Consider the following 20,049-nt stretch of genomic DNA (forward strand, 5'->3'; position numbering starts at 1 on the left):
CGGTGATGCTGCCGGCACTGGCCAGATCTGCATCGGACACGCCGGTCAGATTCAAATCGATCGTGTTGCCGGTTACCGTGCCGACGCGATTGGCGAAGGACATGGCAGTGGCGGTCGGAGCGGCTACAACGGCATAAGTGGTTTTGGGTAAGACAACTGCGAATTGTCCCAAAACTAAGGCCATGAGCACGAGACCGACATTGAAGCGGTTTTTGTGGTTCTTCATGAGTTTTTAGTTATTTATAATGTATTAAGTTAATCAGCAGATGTTTAGCAATATAATATCTTATTCTTATGTCCATAATAAGGCAAGTGTTGTTTTATACAATATTGACTAATTTAAAAAAATATGGTACTTTTTGACGTTAATTGATTTATGAGACTAATAATATTTTACTAATATTAAAAAATAATTAAGGGATTATTAATAAATATTAGTGAATTCAGCCTTCTCTTAGTTTTTTGAACTCCAAAAAATTAGAAGAGGGTTGGAAAATCTGGACTTTGACAATCCAAAAAAATAAAACATTTCGTTTTATTGGTTTAATATTGGCCATTTGTTGTTAACCACAACCCTGCTGTCGAATCGGCGCAGGAACTGCTCGAATCGGGCAAAGGAGAAAACCATGAAAAAGTCATTGGCATGTTTTTTGTTAGCGGCCTGCTTGTTGAGTTGGGCCCATGCAGTATGGGCAAAACAAGCGGTTGAAATCGGCCCCTATGGCAACAGGGAAACGGCAATCGAAGGCAATGTCCTGGTTCAACTTGAGGCAGTTAAGGAGACCCTCGGGCAGGTAAAAGTAGGGATGTTCGAACGTCTCGATATCAAGATCGTCGGTTCGGCTAATCAAACAGGTTCAAAGGCCGAAAATGGCCAGTATTCCAAGGATCGCGCCCACGCAGTCGAAGGCTACCTCAAATCGGCTTTTCCCGAAGCTCAGTTCGCCGTCATTCCATTCGGCAGCGAGCTTAATGTTCGTGCAGTCCAGGTAAGTTGGCAAGTGCGATCGATTATCAGCGCCAAGCAGATATCGATGGCGGTTATTTTGTCGGTCATATTGGCCATCGCCATGTTTATGAAAACCAAACGACCGCAGACGAAAGTCATTGAAGTGATCGAAAAGCGTTTCGGTGCTCCGGTGGCTGTTCAGTATGAGGGGGATTGGTATCATTTCATTCCGACGCTTAATGCTGAAGGGAAGTCAGAAGTGCTTCATACTGAAATGAAGGACGGCAAAGCTGTCACGTCGGCATTCAAAAATGACCCGAAGTCTTTGGCCAAGAGCGTTGCCAGGAGTCTGCGGGACAACCCAGGATTAATTGATGGGCTTGTGCGTGAAAACAGATGGAAACTAATCGGTCCAATAAACCAAACTGATCATACAGGAGTGAAGCCATGAAAACCACAATTATTGTTTTGCTGAGTATTTTTCTGTCCATTCCGGCAATCTCTCTGGGGTCGGCGTATAATGTTTGCGTAGATTGCCACATGAATCTCCAGGAGACAACAATCACGGCGACAAGCATCAAGGTCGTGCCAAAAAAGGTTAAGAGGTCCGATTATTCAGGCGACACCCCGCGCTTCATCAAAGCTCGGAAGGTTGGGTATATCGAAGTAGTCAAGGACGACAGCTTATCGTTCCTGGCCTTTAATCTGTGGGGCAAATCTTCGAGCTGGAAAGGCTTGGCTCGAGCCAACAGCATCAGCGTCGATAAGCCGCGTTTTCTCAAGCCGGGTGAGAGATTGGTATTCCCTGGAAGCAAGCCGTTGATCAAAAAAACGGCACAGCGAAGAGGGCCGCCAATCAAGACCGAGGCATTGTCTCGGCCATCCGAGCAACCAGCCATTGCGCCTGAACTTCCGGCAAAGCCAAGCGCCCCACCGGAAAAAGCTGCACGCGAAGTCATTGTCGGCGGTGCGTTGCCACCAGCAATAGCCAAGGCTGATAACGCGGAAGCTGTTCAGCCTGTTGTGACAGCGGCAGCCATACCACCACCGACTCGGTTGAAGGAGACATCGCTTCAGGAAAAGCAGAAACACGCGGCTCCTGAAGCTAAGTCAGAAGCTGAAGCTCCAGCAAAGCCATTCAAGGCGGCGATGCCAGCAATCCACTGTATAGAGCCTAAAGACAGCCACGCTGGCGCGAGGGTCGAAGCGATTGACTTAAAACCGGTCGAGGCGATTCGTAAATGCGCCAGTGATCCGGCACCACCGACTATCGTGGATGCAGGCATGTTGAATCACTCCAAGGCTCCTGCCAAGAGTGAACCCAAGCCATTGGCTATCGAGGACAGTCCCAGTAAAGCGAGCGCCCTCAAGGTTGATGGAGAGATCGGTTACTTTTGGGGCTGCTTGGACATGATGGGGAAATGCCAAGGTTTTGGAGGAAACCTGGATATCTACCCAAGCTACGGTGGCAACCACAATTTTGGCCTCAATATCGGGGCTGATCTGACTGTGGGAATCCTTGATGATTACGATTCTCACATGGATAGAAGAAAATATTCGGTTGCAGGCGGATTGACCTACAAGTATGAACGATCCGGCAAAAAGCTCGTAATGAGAAACGGGCTAATGTACCAGTATACCGAAGACATCGTAGATAGCTTGAGCCTGGATAATTACCTTCCTCCTGGTGCTGAATTCAACGGATTCGATTTGAGCAAGATGTATCTGCATTACAACAGGGCCCAATCGTCGGTCTTGCTCTACAGCAAGGCCGACTATACCCAAAGCTTTGACCAGTGGAGAGTGGGGCTGGGTTACAAGTATCTCCTGCCCATCTCGGAGAATGTTTCAACCGACAGCCCGGAAAGCCTGGCACGACTTGATCAGCGCCTGGCCTTAGTGAGGCTCGGACTCCAGAAGAAAATCGGTGCCGATACTTATTTCGGCATCGAAACTAACCCGGTAATTTATTCCGGAGAAAAGGAAGACATGCTCGGCGCAAAGGCTTCATTGCTCTTGAATTATAAGAGTATGCATCTGGAGCTGGGCGCATTAATGCACCCATACGGACTTCCCGATATCGCCAAAGAGCGGGGAGGTACGTTTACAAATACAACGAACGCATTCATAGAGTTCAAGATATCCTACTGATCATCAGATATCTTGCGCAAACGGAAAAAGTCATTTATTCCGTTCATAAAGTTGTTCCTTGATTATGAAAAATAGCTTGTTGATTGGCCGATGGCGAGTGAATCACTCGAATCGTGTATCCTTTCGGATGATCAAGACAACAAGATATTTATAGCATCAAAATAAGCGATTGTTCGCAATTCGTTAGGCGACGAGTGAATCACTCGAGCCAAAAACCCTGAATCAGGGTCGATGAAAAGCGGATAGAGACGCTTATTGATCAAAACCGGTCTTACGGACATGGTTCCGTGAACCAAACAGCCATTTATATAAAGCGCACCCGGGCATACCTGGGTGCGCGTTTTTATTAATATAGGTAGCAGTTTTAAATTTACTCCAGCTTGGCACTTGACTATTACGTAACGTCATAGTATATGATAGATTATGAGAAGGATTAATAGTTACACATGTCATACTCAGTACAACAACTAGCCAGCTTATCGGGCGTCAGCGTGAGAACCCTGCATTATTATGATGGAATAGGGCTATTGCCACCTGCAGGCGTCAGAAAAAATGGTTACAGGTACTACGAAGAAAAGGAATTGCTGAGATTGCAGCAGATTCTGTTTTATCGAGAGCTGGAATTTCCGCTTGAAGAGATAAGGAAGATTCTAATGGCATCAGACTTTGATGAGCAGAAGGCCTTCAGGGACCACAAGCGGTTGATACTGTTAAAGAAAGAGCGTTTAGAGCGATTGCTCAAAACGATAGATAAGTCGATCAATAAATCAAATAAGAAAAATAATATGAAAGATGAAGAACTGTACGGAAATTTTTCAAAAGATGAGTATGAGAAATATGCCGCCGAGGCCAAAGAGCGCTGGGGACAGACCGACGCCTATAAGCAATCGCAAGAGCGGGTTCGAAATATGGGCAAGGACGGCTTAAAAAAGGTTCTGGAAGAATCGAGCAAGCTGACTTTGGAAATTTCTGCCTGCATGCATGCCGGGGTAGCGCCTGAAAGTCAGGCGGCCCAGAAATTGATTGCCCGCCATTACGATGGTTTAAGGGCATTTTACGAGCCGAACATGGAAATATACAAGAGCTTGGCCGAGATGTATGTGGCGGACGAACGGTTCAAGAAGAACTATGAAAGGGTGGCCGAAGGGCTTGCCCAGTATATGCAAGACGCGATGAAGTATTATATCGCCAACGCCTTGAAGCATGCTAAATAGCCTTTGCTGGAGCAATTTTTTGTTAGTGAGCGTCAGATGGATATAAAATGAACCCCTTAGGGTTCATTTTTAGTTCGCTATCAGTCAGCTTAATTGGCAGCGAAACAATAGAATAAGCCTGCTCCCCCGCTTTTAGGCAAAGCTGCCTGGCTGCAGCCGCGCGTCAGATGCGAAGAGTTCCAAGAGCGGGCGACATCGTCGTCGCTCAAGCCCAAACGGTCGTGATGTCCGACCATGGCAGCCCCTTCATCGGTGCTCTTGGTCCAATTGCCGCAAGTGACATCTGTTGAGGTGGCGATCGCCCGGCCGTCTGACGCGGAACCGGTCAGGATATCATGCTGGTTGGTCTGGTCTCCTCGCCCAGAAATAGTTTCTCCTTTTTCGGTCAAGGCTGTCTGCTTGTTGATGTTGTTCTTGCCGTGTAGCTCATCCAGGTTGCTAGCGACAACCTCGCCGCGGAAATTTTTCCACGGCCCGCTGCCTATGCGGTCGCGAGCGTTGATAGCCGGCGTGTCCTCAGTCGCCTGGGTACTCAGATAAGCCCGCCAGGTGGCGCTACCCGCGCCAGCGGATGTTGCGAGCGACTGGCAGTAGCTGTCGGCTCCAGTTAAGCCGCCCAGGTTAGCTCCTTTTCCGGGGTTGATGCCGGTTAAAAAAAAGCTCATCCCGTCGGCGCTCGGCTTGGAAGTTTTTTCGGTGTCTGGCTGCTCAGGTGCCGGGTTCGGGGAGTAAAAATACACAGCCCCGCCGACCAAGAGAAGCAGAACCAGTCCGATGCCATAGTAGTAAGATTTGTTCATAGGAGTGATTTATTAGTAGATACTAAAAAAATATTGCAAACGGATTAAGAATTCGTTAATTTCAAGATTATTCTCTGGTCCGAAAAAAAAGCCCTGGACCGTGGTCCAGGGCTGGCTGCGGGCACTGATTCTACAGTGCCTTTGAGAAGGGATGACAAACGTTGCAGTTGAGTCTTTGGGAAGTGACGTGCCTTGAGTGCACGTTGTCGAAGCGTTCTTTGCCGACGGCCCAGGTGTTCGATTTGTCAGAATGGCAACTGGCGCACAAAGGCTTGCCGTTGTAGGCCGCGTTCAGAGTGTAGCCCAGAGCTTTGAAATCGATGCGCGTGGCGCCGTAGTGGCAGTCGTTGCAAGTCAGAGCTTGAGCCTTGGGCACGACGCCGTGATCGACGGCCATGAATTGCTGGGCCAGTTGGTAGGTATAGCCGGAGTAGGTCCAGCCGACACCGGAAACGCCGTTCAGAACTGCGCTTGAAATGTCGCCTGCTGAAAAGAGCAACCCCATCTTCATCGGAAGCATGCGGTTAGAGGCGTCTTTGGTGACAGTGGTCTGATGCAAGCGGAAGGGGGTGATCTTGGCTCCAGCTGAGGCGATCGTAGCAGTCGGCGCAACCATCGTAAAGATGCCGTTGGCATCGGTGGTGATGGGGTCGCCGAACTGGTACAGATTAACCTTGCCATCGAAGAAGCGGTAAACCGGCTTGATGTTCATCTGCTTGTCCATCCAGGGGTCATACAAGGCGGTGGTGCTGTTGTATTCCGCTGGCATGTCATAGCGGCGATTCATGTCAGTCGCGTCGGTGGCGGCCACGAATGGTATGTGGCAGGTCTGGCAAGCGATGCGCTTGGCGTGGTCGTTCATCCTGGTGTTGGCTGCGTGCAGGGAAGCGGTGACATGGCAAGCGCTGGTGCTGCAGTTAACTTTGACCGAGCTATCAGCCGATGGCAGATCAGCGCCGACGCCGGCAATCTTGTGGTTCTTGCTGGTGTGGCAGCTGGTACAAAGCAGTTTGGCGCCAGCTTGCGAAAGATGGACTTCCTGGTCGCGAGTCGGGTTGCGCATGGTTTCGCCAAGCGTACCGCGCTTGAAGTTGTTGCCGCCGCCAGCTTTGATGTGGCAATTGAGGCAGAGGTTATTGCTTGAGCGCACGATGTTCGAAGCCATGGCGATCGAGCCGTTGCCCGCACTGGTCATGGGAGCGAAAACGAATGCACCAGCGGCATTTTTGACGATAGTCTGCTTGTAGGTATCGCTGTGGCAGATCAGGCAGTTGACGTTATCGTACTGTGCCTGGCTGGCCACGGGGCTGGGTTTTTCACCCATGCCGGCGTGACAGCGAGCGCAGCCTCCATCAACCTGTTGGCCGTTGCCGTTCGTCAGCTTGCTGAGCCAGTTGATCTCGCCGACATAGCCGCAGAAGCCGTTGATGCCGTAGCGCTTGCCCAGGGCAACGCCGGTTTTCCGGTTGGCAACTTTGCCGGTACTGTAGTTTTCCCATTGGTAGTGGAGCGAGCTCCAACTGTCTTTAGTTTGCTGGAGATGGCAGGGTTGGCAGACTTTGGAGCCGGTGTAGGCGCTGGTGATGCGTCCGGCGTGGCTGCCGCTGACTGGAGGAGGCGGGGGAGTTACGACGATGTTGGCGACGGCGATACTTTTGGCAGCGCTGGTCTTGGTAACCGACCCCTCCGTGTAGGCGGCAGTGACGTACAACGAAGTGTTGGCAGTGATTTCCTTGATTGTTAGGGTTCCTTTGCTGATGGTGGCCAAGGCTGTCGACACAAGAGCGCCGGAGGCATTCTTTTGGTAGACTTTCCAGACAGTGGCGGTGCTAGTGGTGACGTTTGCGGTCGTGACGGGCGTGGTGGAATAAACTGCGTTTGCGGCCAGATTGACGACACTGTTTTCATTGGCGGAATTCGGTCCGGTGACCGAAACTCCGGCCAAGGTGGCGGCCTGAGCCTGGGCGGCGATTGATAGACAGATTAACGGGACGGCGAAGATAAAACGGCTGATTTTCATGATTTGCTCCTTTCGGGTTTGTGGGCTGTGAAGTGAGTGGTCGACGCGATTCCTAATTTTTCAGCGGTGTTCCTCCTTGGTTAGTTTGTCATGTTTCTCAATTTGAAATGAGCGGCTTTTAGCCGAGCGATTACGCAGGGTAATCGATCGGTCAAAAGGAACGAGCAAACATGCTCATTCGATTTGAGTCAGAGATTTTTTAGGCGTTGCAGAGTTGCCGTATTATTAATCAGCAGCGAAAGCTGGCTAATCACGGCTTCTTGATGAGTACGAGTTGCGGTACACTTTTATTTCGATCTTCTTGCTGGTCTTGCTGATGCCATCGCTGGCGATAAAGGTGACTTCATGCGTGCCGATGTCGCGCCGCGTCGGTTCCCAGCTGAATGTCTGAGTGCTTGAATCGAATTTGGCATTTTCCGGAAGGTTTCTGGCGCTGATTTTTACTGCACGGCCGGTGGGGCTGTAAGCCCTGACATTGAATGACAAGGTCTTGCCGGCTGCAATCGACTTGTCTGACAAAGAGATGAAGACTGGTTTTGCGGTTGAGGTTTCCGTTGGGGCGGCGTTGATGGTTATGCTGACTTGTGTTGAAACGCTGTTGATTCCATCGGAAACCGTGACGCCGACCAGATTGGTTCCGACTTGGCTGGCAGTCGGAGTCCAGGTGAAGACATGGCTGGTGGCGTTGAACGACGCGCCGGCTGGCAGGCCGACATTGTAAGAGAGGATTTGATTCTCCGGGTCATTGGCGATTATCTCAAAAGAGACCGTCTGCCCGACAGTTGCAGACTGGCCAGCTATAGGATTTATTACGGGCGGCAGATTTATACTGGTATCAATTGTCAGAGACGCTGGAATGCTGTCGGTGTCTATGCCATCAGTGACGCTGAAAGTGATGTTATAGGCACCAGCCTGGGCGGCGGTCGGAGTCCAAGAGAATTCTCCGGTTGCAGGATTGAGACTGGCACCGGCAATGGCAGGCGACATGCTGAAGGTGAGAGGATCGTTATCCGGGTCAAAAGCCGCCAATTGATAATAAATGGCTGACCCGGCGTTAGCTTGTGTCGGCAATTGGTCTAACGGGAAAAGTACGGGAGTTGAGTTGTTGGGCGCGGCCGCCTCGGCTGAAACCAGGTATAGGTTGCCAAGGTAAAGCGAAAAAGCGGCGATTGCAGTAATCGCGGCCAAGCGCCTTGGAGCTAGAGTCTTTTGAGACATAATTTTATCTCTTAATTTTTTATTAGTTGTAGGATATACTACAGCCTGCCAATTTTTTTGTTACAGTTCTTTTTTTGTCAGCTAGCTTTAGGCAAGTTAGTCGGTTTCGTGCCGGGCGAGTCCCGGCAGGGCCGCTATTTACAAAACAATAAAAAAATGTTATATTTCGGCAGCAGCTTTTGAGATCGGGTATTAACGGGTTTAAAGCCGATATATCAAATTTTTAGGGCTAATTTAACTTAAATTTAGCCTTAAGCTATCTATTATGAAAACATTTGAAGAATTGGGACTGAATGCCCATATTTTGAAGAGCCTAAAAGAAATCGGTTATGTAGAGGCCACTCCCATCCAGGAGCAGGCCATTCCTTTCGTTTTGGAAAACGACCAGGATCTGATCGGTCTGGCCCAGACCGGCACAGGTAAGACCGCCGCCTTCGGTTTGCCGATTTTGAATAAGCTCACCAAGAACAAGGATTTGCAAGCCATCATCCTGTGTCCGACCCGCGAGCTTTGTTTGCAGATTAGCCGTGAGATTTCTACCTTTGCCAAATATTCAGCCGGTGTTTCCGTGGCCACTGTCTATGGCGGTGCCCGTATCGATTTACAAATACAAGAACTTCGTGCCGGGGCCAATATCGTAGTCGGCACCCCGGGCCGCGTCCATGACCTGATCCGTCGCCGGATCCTCAATCTCCACACTATCCGCTTCGTCGTTCTTGATGAAGCTGATGAGATGCTTGACCTCGGTTTCAAAGATGACCTCGATGCCATCCTGGCCGAGACTCCGGCCACCAAGCGGACGCTGCTTTTTTCAGCAACCATGTCGTCGACCATTTATGGCATGGCTAAGCAGTATATGAACGAGCCGAAAGAGATCAGCGTCAGCAAGAAGAATATCGGAGCCGACAAAGTCGTGCATCAATACTACCTGGTTAAACCGGGACAGAAATACGAAGCCTTGCGCCGTGTCGTCGATTCCGAGCCGGATATCTATGGCATCCTGTTCTGCCGCACCCGCAACGAGACGCAGGAAATCGCCGACAAACTCAAAGAAGACCGCTACTCGACCGAGGCGCTGCATGGCGATATCTCGCAGAATCTGCGAACGCAGATTATGGAACGTTTCCGCCAGCGCAAGATCCAGCTCTTGGTCGCTACTGATGTGGCAGCACGCGGCATCGACGTCAATGATCTGACCCACGTCATCAATTACAGCTTGCCGGACGTCAGCGAAGTCTATGTCCACCGCAGCGGCCGCACGGGTCGCGCTCAGAAAAGCGGCGTCTCGCTCTCGATCCTGACCATGCGCGAGTTGCGCAAAGTCCGTGATCTTGAGTACAAGACCGGCAAGACTTTCGAGCTGAAGCGCGTGCCGACCGGTCAGGAAATCTGTGAGAAGCAGCTTCTGAGCCTGGTTGAAAAGATGGTCAGTGCCGAGGTGAGCGAAAAGGAAATCGCGCCGTTTCTGCCTGCCGTCGAAGAGCGGCTCAAGGGTTTGTCACGCCACGATTTGCTGGCACGCTTCGTTTCGGCCGAGTTCAACCATTTCTTGAACCTATATAAAGACACCAAGGATATGGAGGCCGTAGCCACAGGCAAGCAAACCGGCGGGGAACGCGGCAGCATGCGCGAGCGCAGCGACCGTCAACCGGAAGAGAATTTCATCAACGTGCGTATCAATATCGGCAAGAAGGACCGCTTGGAGGTGAAGACCTTGTTTGGGCTGATCAATGCCCAGAAGGAGTTGAAGGGCGCCGAGATCGGCAAGATTAGGATGTTTGATACCTTCACGATTTTCGGCATCGACAAGAACCGGGAAAAGGATATCGACCGCAGCTTTAAATCATCGCATTATAACGGGCGCAAGCTCGAAGCCAAGATTGCTGACGGCTTTAAAGCCGAGGGGCCAAGCCGAAAATTTTCCGATAAGGATCGTGGACGACCGGCCTCAAGAAAAAAGGATGTCAGGCCAGGCCGATACAAAGGACGACGCTAAACAATAGCGATTCAAATAAGCAAAAGCCACTCTTTGAAAGAGTGGCTTTTGCTACGGCTTTACTTTTTGCGATTTTCGAGTTATATTGTCTAATATTACACCAAACAAGAATAATAAAGGAATAATATACTAAAATTATGGAAGACCTGCAACGCGAACGGCTAGACCGTGTAAAAAAATTGGAATTGCTCAAGAGCAAGGATGTCATACCTTATGCTGATAAGTTTGAGCGTTCCCATACCTGCCTTGAAGCAGGCGGACTGGAGATCGGCACCAAAGTGACGGTCGTCGGCCGAGTGATGCTGCTCCGCGATATGGGCAAGATCACTTTCGGTCACATCAAGGATTATTATGGCAAGATCCAGTTCGTGATGCGTTCAGGCGATATCGCCCCGGAGGATTACAAGTCCTTCTCCAAGACCGTCGACATGGGAGACTTCGTCGGTTTGGAGGGCGAAATCGGCAAGACGCAAAAAGGCGAAATCTCGGTCTTTGTCACCAAATATACCTTCTTAAGCAAGGCTTTGCGGCCGCTACCGGAGAAGTGGCACGGCATCAAGGACCAGGAAACCAAATACCGCAAGCGCTATCTCGACCTAATCTCCAACCAGGAGACGATGGACCGCTTCAAATTTCGGAGCGACTTCATCTGGGAGCTGCGCAAGTTCTATAATGAGAGCGGCTTTGTCGAAGTCGACACCCCCGTCTTGTGCAACTCCGCTTCGGGCGCCATGGCCAAACCGTTCATCACCCATCACAACGCCCTGGATACCGACGTCTTCCTGCGTATCGCGCCGGAAATCTACCTGAAAGAAGCGATCGTCGGCGGTTTCGACAAGGTTTTCGAAGTCGCTCGCTCGTTCCGAAATGAGGGCATGGATCCGAGCCATCTGCAGGATTTCACCATGCTTGAGCATTATGCTTCCTATTGGGACTATAAAGAGAATATGCGTTTTACCGAGCGGATGCTGACCATCATCGTCCAAAAGCTCAAGGGCTCGCTTGAAATAGAGATTATCAATCGCGAAGGCGAGAAGAAGCTGATTGATCTGTCGCCGTCATGGGAAGTCATCTCCATGCGCGACCTGATCAAGCGCGACTCCGGCATCGATATCGAAGAATTCACCACTGCCGAAACTTTGCGGGCCGAAATCAAGAAACAGGGCTTGACCTTCGATGATATCGACAAGCTCGGACGAGGCAATATGATCGATAATCTGTACAAGAAAGTATCGCGCGTCAAGATCATCAATCCGACCTTCGTGGTCAATCATCCGATCGACCTGTCGCCGCTGGCCCGCCGCAATGACGCCAACCCGATGATCACTGACCGTTTCCAACTAGTCATCAATGGCTGGGAAATAGTCAACGCTTACAGCGAGCTGGTCGACCCGATCGATCAGGCTGAACGCTTCGACAGCCAGCAGCAGCTCAAGGAGAGCGGCGACGAAGAGGCAATGGCCAAGGATAACGACTACGTCGAAGCTATGGAGTACGGCATGCCGCCGATGTCCGGCTGGGGTATGGGTATCGAGCGTATCGTGGCGCTGCTGACCGAACAGGACAATCTCCGCGATGTCGTGCTATTTCCCCTGATGCGGCCTGAATAATTGAAATATGCTAAAATAAATGCCCTCGGAAGAGGGCATTTATCGTAAAACGAGGCGGTTGCTTTAATGAATGCTTAATTTTTCGAAGATAAGATAGATTAAGAATTAAGCAGAAGAAACATATGAAAAGAATCATTATCATCTTCGCGGTCGCAGCAGCCATCTTGCCATGGACATCCGCCTCGGCCGCAACTGATCTGAGGGGCCGCATCCTGCTACAAGTAGAAAGCAAGGGGCAGGCTTGGTATGTCCTGCCGGAAAACGGCAAGCGGGCATTTTTGGGACATCCGACCGATGCTTTCAATATCATGCGCGAACTCGGTCTGGGTATCACCAACGCCAACATCAATAAGATACCCATTATCGGGCAAGGCCAGATGAATACCGCCTATGTCAAGAAACTGGCGGGTCGGATACTGTTGCAAGTCGAAAGCCATGGCGAGGCTTGGTACGTCAGCCCGGTAACATTGAAGCGTTATTACCTGGGCCGGCCGGCCGATGCTTTCAGGATCATGCGCGAGCTTGGGCTGGGCATCACCAATGCCAACCTGGGCAAGATCGCCGTTGATTCGAGATATCCGGAGGTGGTCGAGCCCGTATCCGCAAAAACTTATGACGTGGTGGCCTATCGGTTCGAGTTCAGCCCGAAGAATCTTACGATCAGGCTGGGCGACTCGGTCCACTGGGTCAATCAGGATCCGGCAACACATACGATCACCCCGGTCGGCAGTACGCTAACAGGCTTCGGTTCGGGCACGCTCATGCCGAGCCAATACTACACCTTCAAATTCACCAAAAGAGGCACCTTCAATTACAAGTGCTCGCTCCACCCTTATATGACGGGGAGTATCGTGGTAAAATAGGATATATGATCAGTCAAATAGCTTACGCAATGGTTTTGGACAAGCCCTTGATTATGTACGGCGGTGTCGCCACGCTAATCTTGATGGTAGCCACCGCCTGCATTCCTTTTTTCAATGCCCGAGGAGTCACTCGGATTCCTTTGGTTTGGCACAAGAGGCTCGCTGCCGTGTCGCTCTTGGCCGCGTTGATGCACGGCCTGCTCGGCCTGTCTATCTACTTCGGCTTCTAAAAGCGGACTCGTGATTTTTTTCGGGAAATGGTGTATCATATAATGTACCCGGAAAATAAGAAATAACCGAAACCAAAATGCAAAAATATAAGCAAGCGGCGATGAGCATCGCCTTCCTCACCTTACTATTCACCGCTGGCGCCTTCGCCGGACCGGCCAGGCAGGCCGGAGCCGATAACCCGGCTCAGGCCAGGCAGGAAGCGATCCTAGCTTCGTTTGAGAACGATGATTATGACGCCTGGAAAGAAAGCGTCGGTAAACGTAATGGCATCGGCGAAATCATCACCAAGGACGATTTCAAGGCCTTCGTGGCGGCCAGAAGGGCAGCACGGTCAGGCAATTACGATAAGGCGATTGCCATCTCCTCGGAATTGGAGGACAAGCTCAAGGACAAGATCGCCGATATCTTAGTAGCTTAAAAATAACTTCAGAAAAGGAAAAGGGGCTAACTTGCGTTAGTCCCTGGGTTTAGTTTGGTGGCTCCATTTGTTGGAGCCTTGCTTGGTTGTTTCTTTGGTTTTTATGTCTGTGCCTCTTGGTGAGGCTTTTTTTGTTTGTCAGATTTTTTATCTAACAATCTAATATAGCATAGTATTTGAATATTGTCAAGTCTTTTGGGGAGCCAATATTGATGTTTATTTAATATTAGCTAAAAATAAATAATAATATTTGACGATTAGCCCTAGTTTTTATATATTTATAGCAAGCAGCACTCATATTTTTTTTAAAATTAGATAAAATCACCATGGCTAAAAGAAAGATCGTCCTGACCGGCGACCGTCCGACCGGACGTCTGCATTTGGGGCACTACGTCGGGTCGCTCGCAAGCCGCGTCGCTACCCAGCACACGCATGACCAGTACATCATGATCGCCGATATGCAGGCGCTGACCGACAACGCTGAGAATCCGGAGAAGGTCCGCAAGAATATCCTCGAGGTGGCACTCGACTATCTGGCCGCCGGCTTGGAGCCGGACAAGAACACTATCCTGATCCAGTCGATGGTGCCGCAGCTGGCCGAGCTGACGATGTATTATATGAATCTGGTCTCGGTGGCGCGTCTGCAACGCAATCCGACCGTCAAGACCGAGATGCAGCAGAAAGGCTTCGGCGACACGGTTCCGACCGGCTTCCTGGTCTATCCGATCAGCCAAGCGGCCGACATCACTGCCTTCAAGGCCGAGGTCGTGCCGGTGGGTGAGGACCAGCTGCCGATGATTGAACAGACCAATGAGATCGTCCGCCGTTTCAATAATGTCTACAAGACCGATGTTCTGGTCGAGTGCGAAGCCATGATTTCTAAGGTTTCGCGCCTGCCCGGTACCGATGGCAGCGGCAAGATGGGCAAGTCGCTCGACAACGGAATCTATCTGGCCGACTCGGCCGATGAGATCGCGCGCAGGATCAAGGGGATGTATACCGACCCGGGGCACTTGCGCGTCGAGGATCCGGGCAAGGTCAAGGGCAACCCGGTTTTCACATATCTGGACGCCTTCGCCAGCGACAAGGACAAGGTGGCCGAACTGAAGGCCCATTATCAGCGCGGCGGTTTGGGAGATGTCACAGTCAAGAAATATCTCAACGAAGTGATGCAGGAGTTCTTAGCGCCGATCCGCGCCCGCCGCGAGGAGTATGCCAAGGATCCGGCTGAGGTGATGAACATCCTGAAAAAGGGAACGGCCAAGGCCGAGAAGGCGGCGGCCAAGACTTTAGCGGAGGTCAAGGAGGCGATGCAGCTAAATTATTTTTAACGCTAGTCCAGGCAATCGAAGCCCGCATTCGTCATCGTTTTTCCTGCTTAGACGAGTACGTATGCGCGATAAAAACGATGACGAATGCGGGCTCAACCAATTTCAATTTTTAATGAATGTGCGTATGAAAAAAGTCGGATTATTCTTCGGCGGCCTAGGCAATGAAGCCGAGGTTTCGGTAGTTTCCGCCAAGAACGTCTTCGCCAATATCGACCAAGAGAAGTATGAGACGGTCTTGGTCTATTGGCACACGGATGGCGCTTTTTATCGGGTCAGCGACTTCAATGAGATCGTCAGCCCGACCGAGCGCATCCGTGAGCAGGAGTTCAAGAATATCTTCGATGTCGCCTTGCCCATGACGCACGGGCGCTTCGGCGAGGATGGCGTCCTGCAAGCTTTGTTTGAGCGGCTCGGCGTACCTTATGCCGGCTGCCGCGTGCTGTCTTCAGCGCTATGCATGGACAAGGCCGTGTGCAAGACTTTTTTGTCGGGCCAGCGGATACCGCAGACCCGATTCAAGGTGATCGACTTCAGCCTGCTGACGCCCTCTGAGCTCGAGTCCAAGTTCGAGGAGGTGAAGAACAGCTTTTTTACCCCGGTGTTCGTCAAGCCGGCCAATTCCGGTTCGTCGGTCGGCATTTCCAAAGTGGATGACATGAGCGATTTGGCGCGAGCCATCGCTGAGGCGCGAAAGCACGACACCAAGATCGTGATCGAAGAGGGCTTGGTCGGCTTGAGGGAAGTCGAGGTCGGCATCCTGGGCAATGGCCATCTGATCACTTCCTGGCCAGGCGAGCTGATCCTGCCCAAGGAATTTTATGATTACGACGAGAAGTACAAGAATAATCGTACCGAGGTCAGGATACCGGCGCGGTTATCGATTGAGTTGGAACAGGAAATCATGGCGCTAGCGCAGATGGTTTATCGCTTGTGCGATTGCCGCGGGTTCGCCCGTATCGATTTTTTCGTCGCCAACAACAAGGTTTATCTGAACGAAATCAATACCTTGCCCGGCTTCACCCAGTTTTCCATGTACCCACTGCTTTTGATGAAGATGGGCCTCTCCTACGGGGAACTGGTCAGCCGCATCATCGACTTAGCCTACTAAAAAACACTTCAAAAAGAGCGTCTTGGGCGCTCTTTTTTTGTTTTCGATAAAACCTCTTGACACCTCATGATTCGGGGTGTATATTAGTGTTATATAAACACTAAGTCAAACAAATGGCCAAGCCAGCTAAATTATACCAGTTCGCCGTTATCGCCACCGATATCACGATCTTTACCGTCGAGGACGGCGCCTTGAAGGTCCTGCTGATCAAGATGAACAAGTCTCCTTTTGAGGATTGCTGGGCCGCTCCGGGCGGCTTGATCCAGATCGACGAGTCGGTCGACCAGGCAGCCAAGCGCATCCTGGCCGAGAAGACCGGCTTGAAACAGGTCTATCTCGAACAGCTTTATACTTTCGGCGAGGTCAAACGCGATCCGTTCGGCCGCGTCGTTTCAGTGGCCTATTTCGCCTTGATTTCAAGTGACGGTCTCAAATTGGCAACTTCCGACGAGCATCGGGAGATCAGCTGGTTCAGCGTCAATGAGCTGCCCAAGCTGGCCTATGACCATAAGGCGATGATCAGGTCGGCCATCGAGCGCTTGAGAGGGAAGTTGGAATACACCAACATCGTCTACAGCCTGCTGCCCGACGCCTTTACCTTGAGCGAGCTGCAGAGCGCCTATGAGACGATCCTCGGCCGTACGCTGGACAAGCGCAATTTCCGCAAGAAGGTCCTTTCGTTGGGCATGATCAGGAAAACGGGCAAGCTGGATCTGGGCAAGAAGAATCGCCCGGCCGAGCTCTATTCTTTCATCGAGAAGAAGTTGAAGAATATCGAGATATTGTAGCAGGGGAGAGATAGGGAAGCTTAAGGATATATTTTTTAAGGTGAGTTAGTGTAGTATTTACAATAAATCAGGGAAACAAGGCCAGTAATAGAACAAGTCATTTTTTCAAATATTAGCAAATAAGTGGTTGTAAAACAGTGGCATCCAGTAATTGACAAAAATGGTTGAAAATGCTATGGTTTGTAATCTTTTTGCATAAAAAGGGCGCTCTTTTCATCGTGAATAATTCGATTAAAAAATATCTAACTTTGGCCAAAATTTTGAAGGAGGTCGACATGTCGAAACTGATGAGGCAGAAAATCTTGGAAACGATACTTTTCATTGGCAGGTTCAGCCCGCCCCACAAAGGGCACATCAAGGCGATTCTGGGGCTCCTAGCAATGTATGACCGGGTGGTCATCGTGCTCGGGAGCTGCTACGAAGTCGGTACGCCAAGGCATCCTTTGCTCGCGATTTATCGGGAAAAGATGCTGCTTTACAGCCTGAAGCAGGCCGGAGTGGATATGCGGCGCATCAAGATCGTCCATCTGGAGGACTTCAACAACTGGGAAGCCTGGTGGAAGAAGATCATGACGATCTGCAAGCGTTACAGCGCCAAGCAGGTCAGTACTGGCAATGTCGAAGACATCATCGGTCCGTTGACCGAGAAAGGCTTGCTGCCGGATTGGCTCAAGCTGGTCAACTGCGAAGCTGAACTGCCGGAGCAGTACCGCTACAACTACCGCGCGACCGATTTGCGCAATGCCGTGCTCAGGGGAGATTACCGGATGTTTCTGGAAATCGCCGCACCGGGCACGGTCGCGCTGATGGGTAACGTCGGCGGATTCGTCGGCATCAGGCAAGCGCTCGCCAACCAAGGCAAGCGGTTCGTGCCTGGCCGTCAAGCCGTCGATGCGATTATCGTCACCGAGCATCGCGGCAAGACCTGGATCATGTGCGGCTACCGCAGTCCGGAGAAGCGCAACTTCCCCGGGTGCCTGGCCATACCGGGTGGCGGTGTCTGGCAGTTCGAAAGTCCGATCGACACGACGTTGAGAGAGGTCAAGCAAGAGACCGGTTTCGAGTTCGTCATCCTTGATCGTTGCTTGGAACCGGCGCATGTCATGCTCAAAGGCATCGACGTCTTGTGCGAAATGAAGTCGCTCGGCATCTTCTCGACGCCGGACAAGGGCAAGGCGGGAGACCAAGGCGGCTCATCGCAGCCGTTCCTCTTCCGCCTGGATGTCCATCCGCGCGAGCTCCGTCCGCTGATCAAGGAATCAAGCGAGCTGTTGCAGGTCGATTTCTACCCCGAAGACTACGTCAAAAAGCAAGGCTTGGCATTCCAGCAGCTCGAAATGGTACAGAAAGCAGGTTATTGCCTGTAAAACATCCGACGAGGAGGGAAAAGATGAAGAAGATTTCGATTGGAAATGAAGATGCGCTTCTGGCCATCGACGTGCAGCCCACGTTCATGTCCTGCGGCGAACTGGCAGTAAGAGACGGGCACCTGATCGTGCCGGTCATCAGACGTCTCATGGATGTCTTCGACAAAAAGAGAAGATACGCCAGCAAGGACTGGCACCCCAAGGGGCATGTCTCCTTCGCCAGTTCCTACGTCTTTACGGACACCCCGGTCATCGCAGTAGCTGACGTCAGACAATGGATCGAAACGAACGCCGCTTACCTGAGCTGCAACGCCCGGTTCAACGTCTTTGAACTGCTGCAATATCTTGCGGTCGTCGGCGAACAGCGGCTCTGGCCCGAACATGGCGTCGCTGACACACCTACCGCCAGGTTGCATCCAGCCTTCAAAGAATCTGAGTTCAAGGCGATCATCAACAAGGGAGCCAGTCCGCTTGCCGACAGCTATAGTGCGTTCCGCGACAATGGCGGTGAAGCAACCAAGCTTGCTGCCCTCCTCCATGCCGACGACATCAAACGCTGTTTCTTTGTCGGCCTGGCAGAGGATTTCTGCGTCGGCTGGAGCGCCCTCGACGCTGTGAAAATGGGGTTCATGGCCTACGTGATCGAGGACGCCACCCGTCCGGTTGACTGGAACGGCAGCCAAGCTGCCATCAGAAAGTCGTTCGCTGAACGCGGCGTCAAAGTCATCCAGTCGACAGATATCCTGTAATCGAATTGTCGCATCGGCGGACGCTTGCACTAAGCAAGCGTCCGCCACCCCAATTTTAGAAAATTGCGATTGGAAGAATCGGTCGCAGCTTTCTTGCCTCGACATCGTGTCGAGGCAAAAGATCTTTACATCAACATATTTCAACAGAGAAAGGGAGGATGACCAATGGGGAAACATGAATTGAGAGACAGGGTGATAGGGATGTTCCTAGGAATCGCCATCGGCGATGCGCTCGGAATGCCGTTCGAGAAGGTTTTTACCCCGGCTGAGCTATTGGCGATGCCGGACGAAGTCTTCGCTGACTATCAGGATCCGCCGCCAGGACACAAGTTCCACGACGGTAAGCTCAAGGCCGGCGAGACGACCGATGATACGCAATTGTCGCTGGTCGTAGCCGAATCCTTGATCGCCTGCGGAAGGATCGACATGGATGACATGGCACGACGTCATGTCGAGGCCATGGATGATCGGGTTTCTGGCTGGGGCAAAGGCACGTTGACGGCAGTAGAACGTCTCAAGTCAGGCGTGTCCTGGCGCGAGTCCGGTATGCCGACTAGCGGCAATGGCGTGATGATGAAAATATCACCGTTGGCTGCGATGTTCATCTTGCAGAAACAGCCGTTCAAGAACGGTCTAGGCCCTAAGCCGCACGTCAAGGCCGCAGCCTTGGCCAGCCGGACCACTGATGGATTATTCGATTTGGCACAGATGACTCACAAGACAAGGTTGGGTGTCGAACAGGGAATAATGCAATTCAGTCTCGCATCGCTCTGTTTCGACTGGAGGAATGGCAACGGCTTCATTACGGAGTTCTTCAAGCGCGCGATCATGCTGAGCCTGCAGGTCGAGGCCAGAAGGGAGCATTTCGATTTCGACATCGACGCCGAGCCTGATCTTTCGAGAAGGATCATCAACTTGATGTGCGAAAAGCATCACCTGAAAGACCTTGCGTTCTTGGCGGATTATTACGGCGACAAGCCATTCTACGTCTATAATTCGCTACCGCTAACTTACGCCTGCTTCCTCAAGGACCACGACAGCTTCCAGGCTGTCATCAACGCGATCCGGGTCGGCGGCGACACCGACACCAATGCCTCAATCGTCGGGGCCTTGCTTGGAGCCAAGAACGGCACTGCGGTCTTCCCGCAAACGCTCGTCGATGGCCTCAAGGAAAAAGACAAGATTCTCGATGTTGCGGAGCGATTTTGCGACAAATTCCTGCCACTATAACACTGA

The 20,049-nt window shown here is 51.4% G+C and carries 18 protein-coding genes; 14 read left to right on the forward strand and 4 right to left on the reverse strand.

All coding sequences use genetic code 11. The features are described from left to right. Positions 1–226 (reverse strand): hypothetical protein (locus tag HGA34_00005; protein ID NTW21911.1); only part of this gene is annotated, 226 nt, incomplete at its 3' end. Between the two features lie 400 nt (positions 227–626). Between HGA34_00005 and HGA34_00010 the strand changes: the two genes are divergently transcribed. The 3 genes from HGA34_00010 (at position 627) to HGA34_00020 (ending at position 4,314) form a co-directional block, all read left to right on the forward strand. Beyond that, complete coding sequence (locus HGA34_00010; GenBank protein ID NTW21912.1) at positions 627–1,400, forward strand: hypothetical protein; 774 nt, start codon at positions 627–629, stop codon at positions 1,398–1,400. Further along, the gene (locus HGA34_00015; protein NTW21913.1) at positions 1,397–3,100 is read left to right on the forward strand and encodes a hypothetical protein; all 1,704 of its coding nucleotides are present in this window, start codon (positions 1,397–1,399) and stop codon (positions 3,098–3,100) included. Before HGA34_00010 ends, HGA34_00015 begins: the two co-directional genes overlap by 4 nt. 446 nt (positions 3,101–3,546) lie before the next feature. Continuing rightward, positions 3,547–4,314, forward strand: coding sequence for a MerR family transcriptional regulator (locus HGA34_00020; protein NTW21914.1), 768 nt, complete (start codon positions 3,547–3,549; stop codon positions 4,312–4,314). 89 nt (positions 4,315–4,403) lie between these two features. On the opposite strand, the gene HGA34_00025 is transcribed toward HGA34_00020, so the two are convergent. The 3 genes from HGA34_00025 to HGA34_00035 all read right to left on the reverse strand — a co-directional run bounded on the left by HGA34_00025 (position 4,404) and on the right by HGA34_00035 (position 8,352). Then, positions 4,404–5,114 carry a hypothetical protein gene (locus HGA34_00025; protein NTW21915.1) on the reverse strand — a complete coding sequence of 237 codons (711 nt, stop codon included), beginning with the start codon at positions 5,112–5,114 and terminating at the stop codon, positions 4,404–4,406. Positions 5,115–5,244: 130 nt separating this feature from the next. After that, positions 5,245–7,134 (reverse strand): hypothetical protein, encoded by a 1,890-nt coding sequence (locus HGA34_00030; GenBank protein NTW21916.1) that lies wholly within the window; start codon positions 7,132–7,134, stop codon positions 5,245–5,247. Positions 7,135–7,380: 246 nt separating this feature from the next. Next, positions 7,381–8,352, reverse strand: a complete 972-nt coding sequence (locus HGA34_00035; GenBank protein ID NTW21917.1) for a hypothetical protein — start codon at positions 8,350–8,352, stop codon at positions 7,381–7,383. Positions 8,353–8,617: 265 nt separating this feature from the next. Between HGA34_00035 and HGA34_00040 the strand changes: the two genes are divergently transcribed. From HGA34_00040 to HGA34_00090, 11 genes are all read left to right on the forward strand, one after another. After that, positions 8,618–10,348, forward strand: coding sequence for a DEAD/DEAH box helicase (locus HGA34_00040; GenBank protein ID NTW21918.1), 1,731 nt, complete (start codon positions 8,618–8,620; stop codon positions 10,346–10,348). 137 nt (positions 10,349–10,485) lie between these two features. Beyond that, the gene (gene lysS, locus HGA34_00045) at positions 10,486–11,958 is read left to right on the forward strand and encodes a lysine--tRNA ligase (protein NTW21919.1); all 1,473 of its coding nucleotides are present in this window, start codon (positions 10,486–10,488) and stop codon (positions 11,956–11,958) included. 122 nt (positions 11,959–12,080) lie between these two features. Beyond that, positions 12,081–12,821, forward strand: a complete 741-nt coding sequence (locus HGA34_00050; GenBank protein ID NTW21920.1) for a hypothetical protein — start codon at positions 12,081–12,083, stop codon at positions 12,819–12,821. A gap of 5 nt (positions 12,822–12,826) precedes the next feature. After that, a complete protein-coding gene (locus HGA34_00055; protein NTW21921.1) occupies positions 12,827–13,051 on the forward strand; it encodes a hypothetical protein in 225 nt (74 codons plus the stop codon). Positions 13,052–13,128: 77 nt separating this feature from the next. Next, entirely contained in the window at positions 13,129–13,470 is a 342-nt protein-coding gene (locus HGA34_00060; GenBank protein ID NTW21922.1) for a hypothetical protein, read from the forward strand. A 326-nt stretch (positions 13,471–13,796) separates the two neighbouring features. Beyond that, positions 13,797–14,801 carry a tryptophan--tRNA ligase gene (gene trpS, locus HGA34_00065; GenBank protein NTW21923.1) on the forward strand — a complete coding sequence of 335 codons (1,005 nt, stop codon included), beginning with the start codon at positions 13,797–13,799 and terminating at the stop codon, positions 14,799–14,801. A 124-nt stretch (positions 14,802–14,925) separates the two neighbouring features. Then, the gene (locus tag HGA34_00070) at positions 14,926–15,909 is read left to right on the forward strand and encodes a D-alanine--D-alanine ligase (GenBank protein ID NTW21924.1); all 984 of its coding nucleotides are present in this window, start codon (positions 14,926–14,928) and stop codon (positions 15,907–15,909) included. 113 nt (positions 15,910–16,022) lie between these two features. Continuing rightward, positions 16,023–16,697, forward strand: a complete 675-nt coding sequence (locus HGA34_00075) for an NUDIX hydrolase (protein ID NTW21925.1) — start codon at positions 16,023–16,025, stop codon at positions 16,695–16,697. Between the two features lie 275 nt (positions 16,698–16,972). Then, entirely contained in the window at positions 16,973–18,064 is a 1,092-nt protein-coding gene (locus HGA34_00080) for an NUDIX domain-containing protein (protein ID NTW21926.1), read from the forward strand. Between the two features lie 23 nt (positions 18,065–18,087). Next, entirely contained in the window at positions 18,088–18,813 is a 726-nt protein-coding gene (locus HGA34_00085) for an isochorismatase family protein (GenBank protein NTW21927.1), read from the forward strand. A 165-nt stretch (positions 18,814–18,978) separates the two neighbouring features. Then, positions 18,979–20,043 (forward strand): hypothetical protein, encoded by a 1,065-nt coding sequence (locus HGA34_00090; protein NTW21928.1) that lies wholly within the window; start codon positions 18,979–18,981, stop codon positions 20,041–20,043. Positions 20,044–20,049: the final 6 nt, after the last annotated feature.

It is taken from the genome of Candidatus Falkowbacteria bacterium, assembly GCA_013336275.1.
Lineage (GTDB): Bacteria > Patescibacteriota > Patescibacteriia > Patescibacteriales > GWE2-39-37 > JAAXUA01.

What these genes read in the sequence shown, in the direction of transcription:
- HGA34_00010 (NTW21912.1), top strand. Translation starts at nt 627, where the DNA reads ATGAAAAAGTCATTGGCATGTTTTTTGTTAGCGGCCTGCTTGTTGAGT.
- HGA34_00015 (NTW21913.1), top strand. Translation starts at nt 1,397, where the DNA reads ATGAAAACCACAATTATTGTTTTGCTGAGTATTTTTCTGTCCATTCCG.
- HGA34_00020 (NTW21914.1), top strand. Translation starts at nt 3,547, where the DNA reads ATGTCATACTCAGTACAACAACTAGCCAGCTTATCGGGCGTCAGCGTG.
- HGA34_00025 (NTW21915.1), bottom strand. Translation starts at nt 5,114, where the DNA reads ATGAACAAATCTTACTACTATGGCATCGGACTGGTTCTGCTTCTCTTG.
- HGA34_00030 (NTW21916.1), bottom strand. Translation starts at nt 7,134, where the DNA reads ATGAAAATCAGCCGTTTTATCTTCGCCGTCCCGTTAATCTGTCTATCA.
- HGA34_00035 (NTW21917.1), bottom strand. Translation starts at nt 8,352, where the DNA reads ATGTCTCAAAAGACTCTAGCTCCAAGGCGCTTGGCCGCGATTACTGCA.
- HGA34_00040 (NTW21918.1), top strand. Translation starts at nt 8,618, where the DNA reads ATGAAAACATTTGAAGAATTGGGACTGAATGCCCATATTTTGAAGAGC.
- lysS (NTW21919.1), top strand. Translation starts at nt 10,486, where the DNA reads ATGGAAGACCTGCAACGCGAACGGCTAGACCGTGTAAAAAAATTGGAA.
- HGA34_00050 (NTW21920.1), top strand. Translation starts at nt 12,081, where the DNA reads ATGAAAAGAATCATTATCATCTTCGCGGTCGCAGCAGCCATCTTGCCA.
- HGA34_00055 (NTW21921.1), top strand. Translation starts at nt 12,827, where the DNA reads ATGATCAGTCAAATAGCTTACGCAATGGTTTTGGACAAGCCCTTGATT.
- HGA34_00060 (NTW21922.1), top strand. Translation starts at nt 13,129, where the DNA reads ATGCAAAAATATAAGCAAGCGGCGATGAGCATCGCCTTCCTCACCTTA.
- trpS (NTW21923.1), top strand. Translation starts at nt 13,797, where the DNA reads ATGGCTAAAAGAAAGATCGTCCTGACCGGCGACCGTCCGACCGGACGT.
- HGA34_00070 (NTW21924.1), top strand. Translation starts at nt 14,926, where the DNA reads ATGAAAAAAGTCGGATTATTCTTCGGCGGCCTAGGCAATGAAGCCGAG.
- HGA34_00075 (NTW21925.1), top strand. Translation starts at nt 16,023, where the DNA reads ATGGCCAAGCCAGCTAAATTATACCAGTTCGCCGTTATCGCCACCGAT.
- HGA34_00080 (NTW21926.1), top strand. Translation starts at nt 16,973, where the DNA reads ATGTCGAAACTGATGAGGCAGAAAATCTTGGAAACGATACTTTTCATT.
- HGA34_00085 (NTW21927.1), top strand. Translation starts at nt 18,088, where the DNA reads ATGAAGAAGATTTCGATTGGAAATGAAGATGCGCTTCTGGCCATCGAC.
- HGA34_00090 (NTW21928.1), top strand. Translation starts at nt 18,979, where the DNA reads ATGGGGAAACATGAATTGAGAGACAGGGTGATAGGGATGTTCCTAGGA.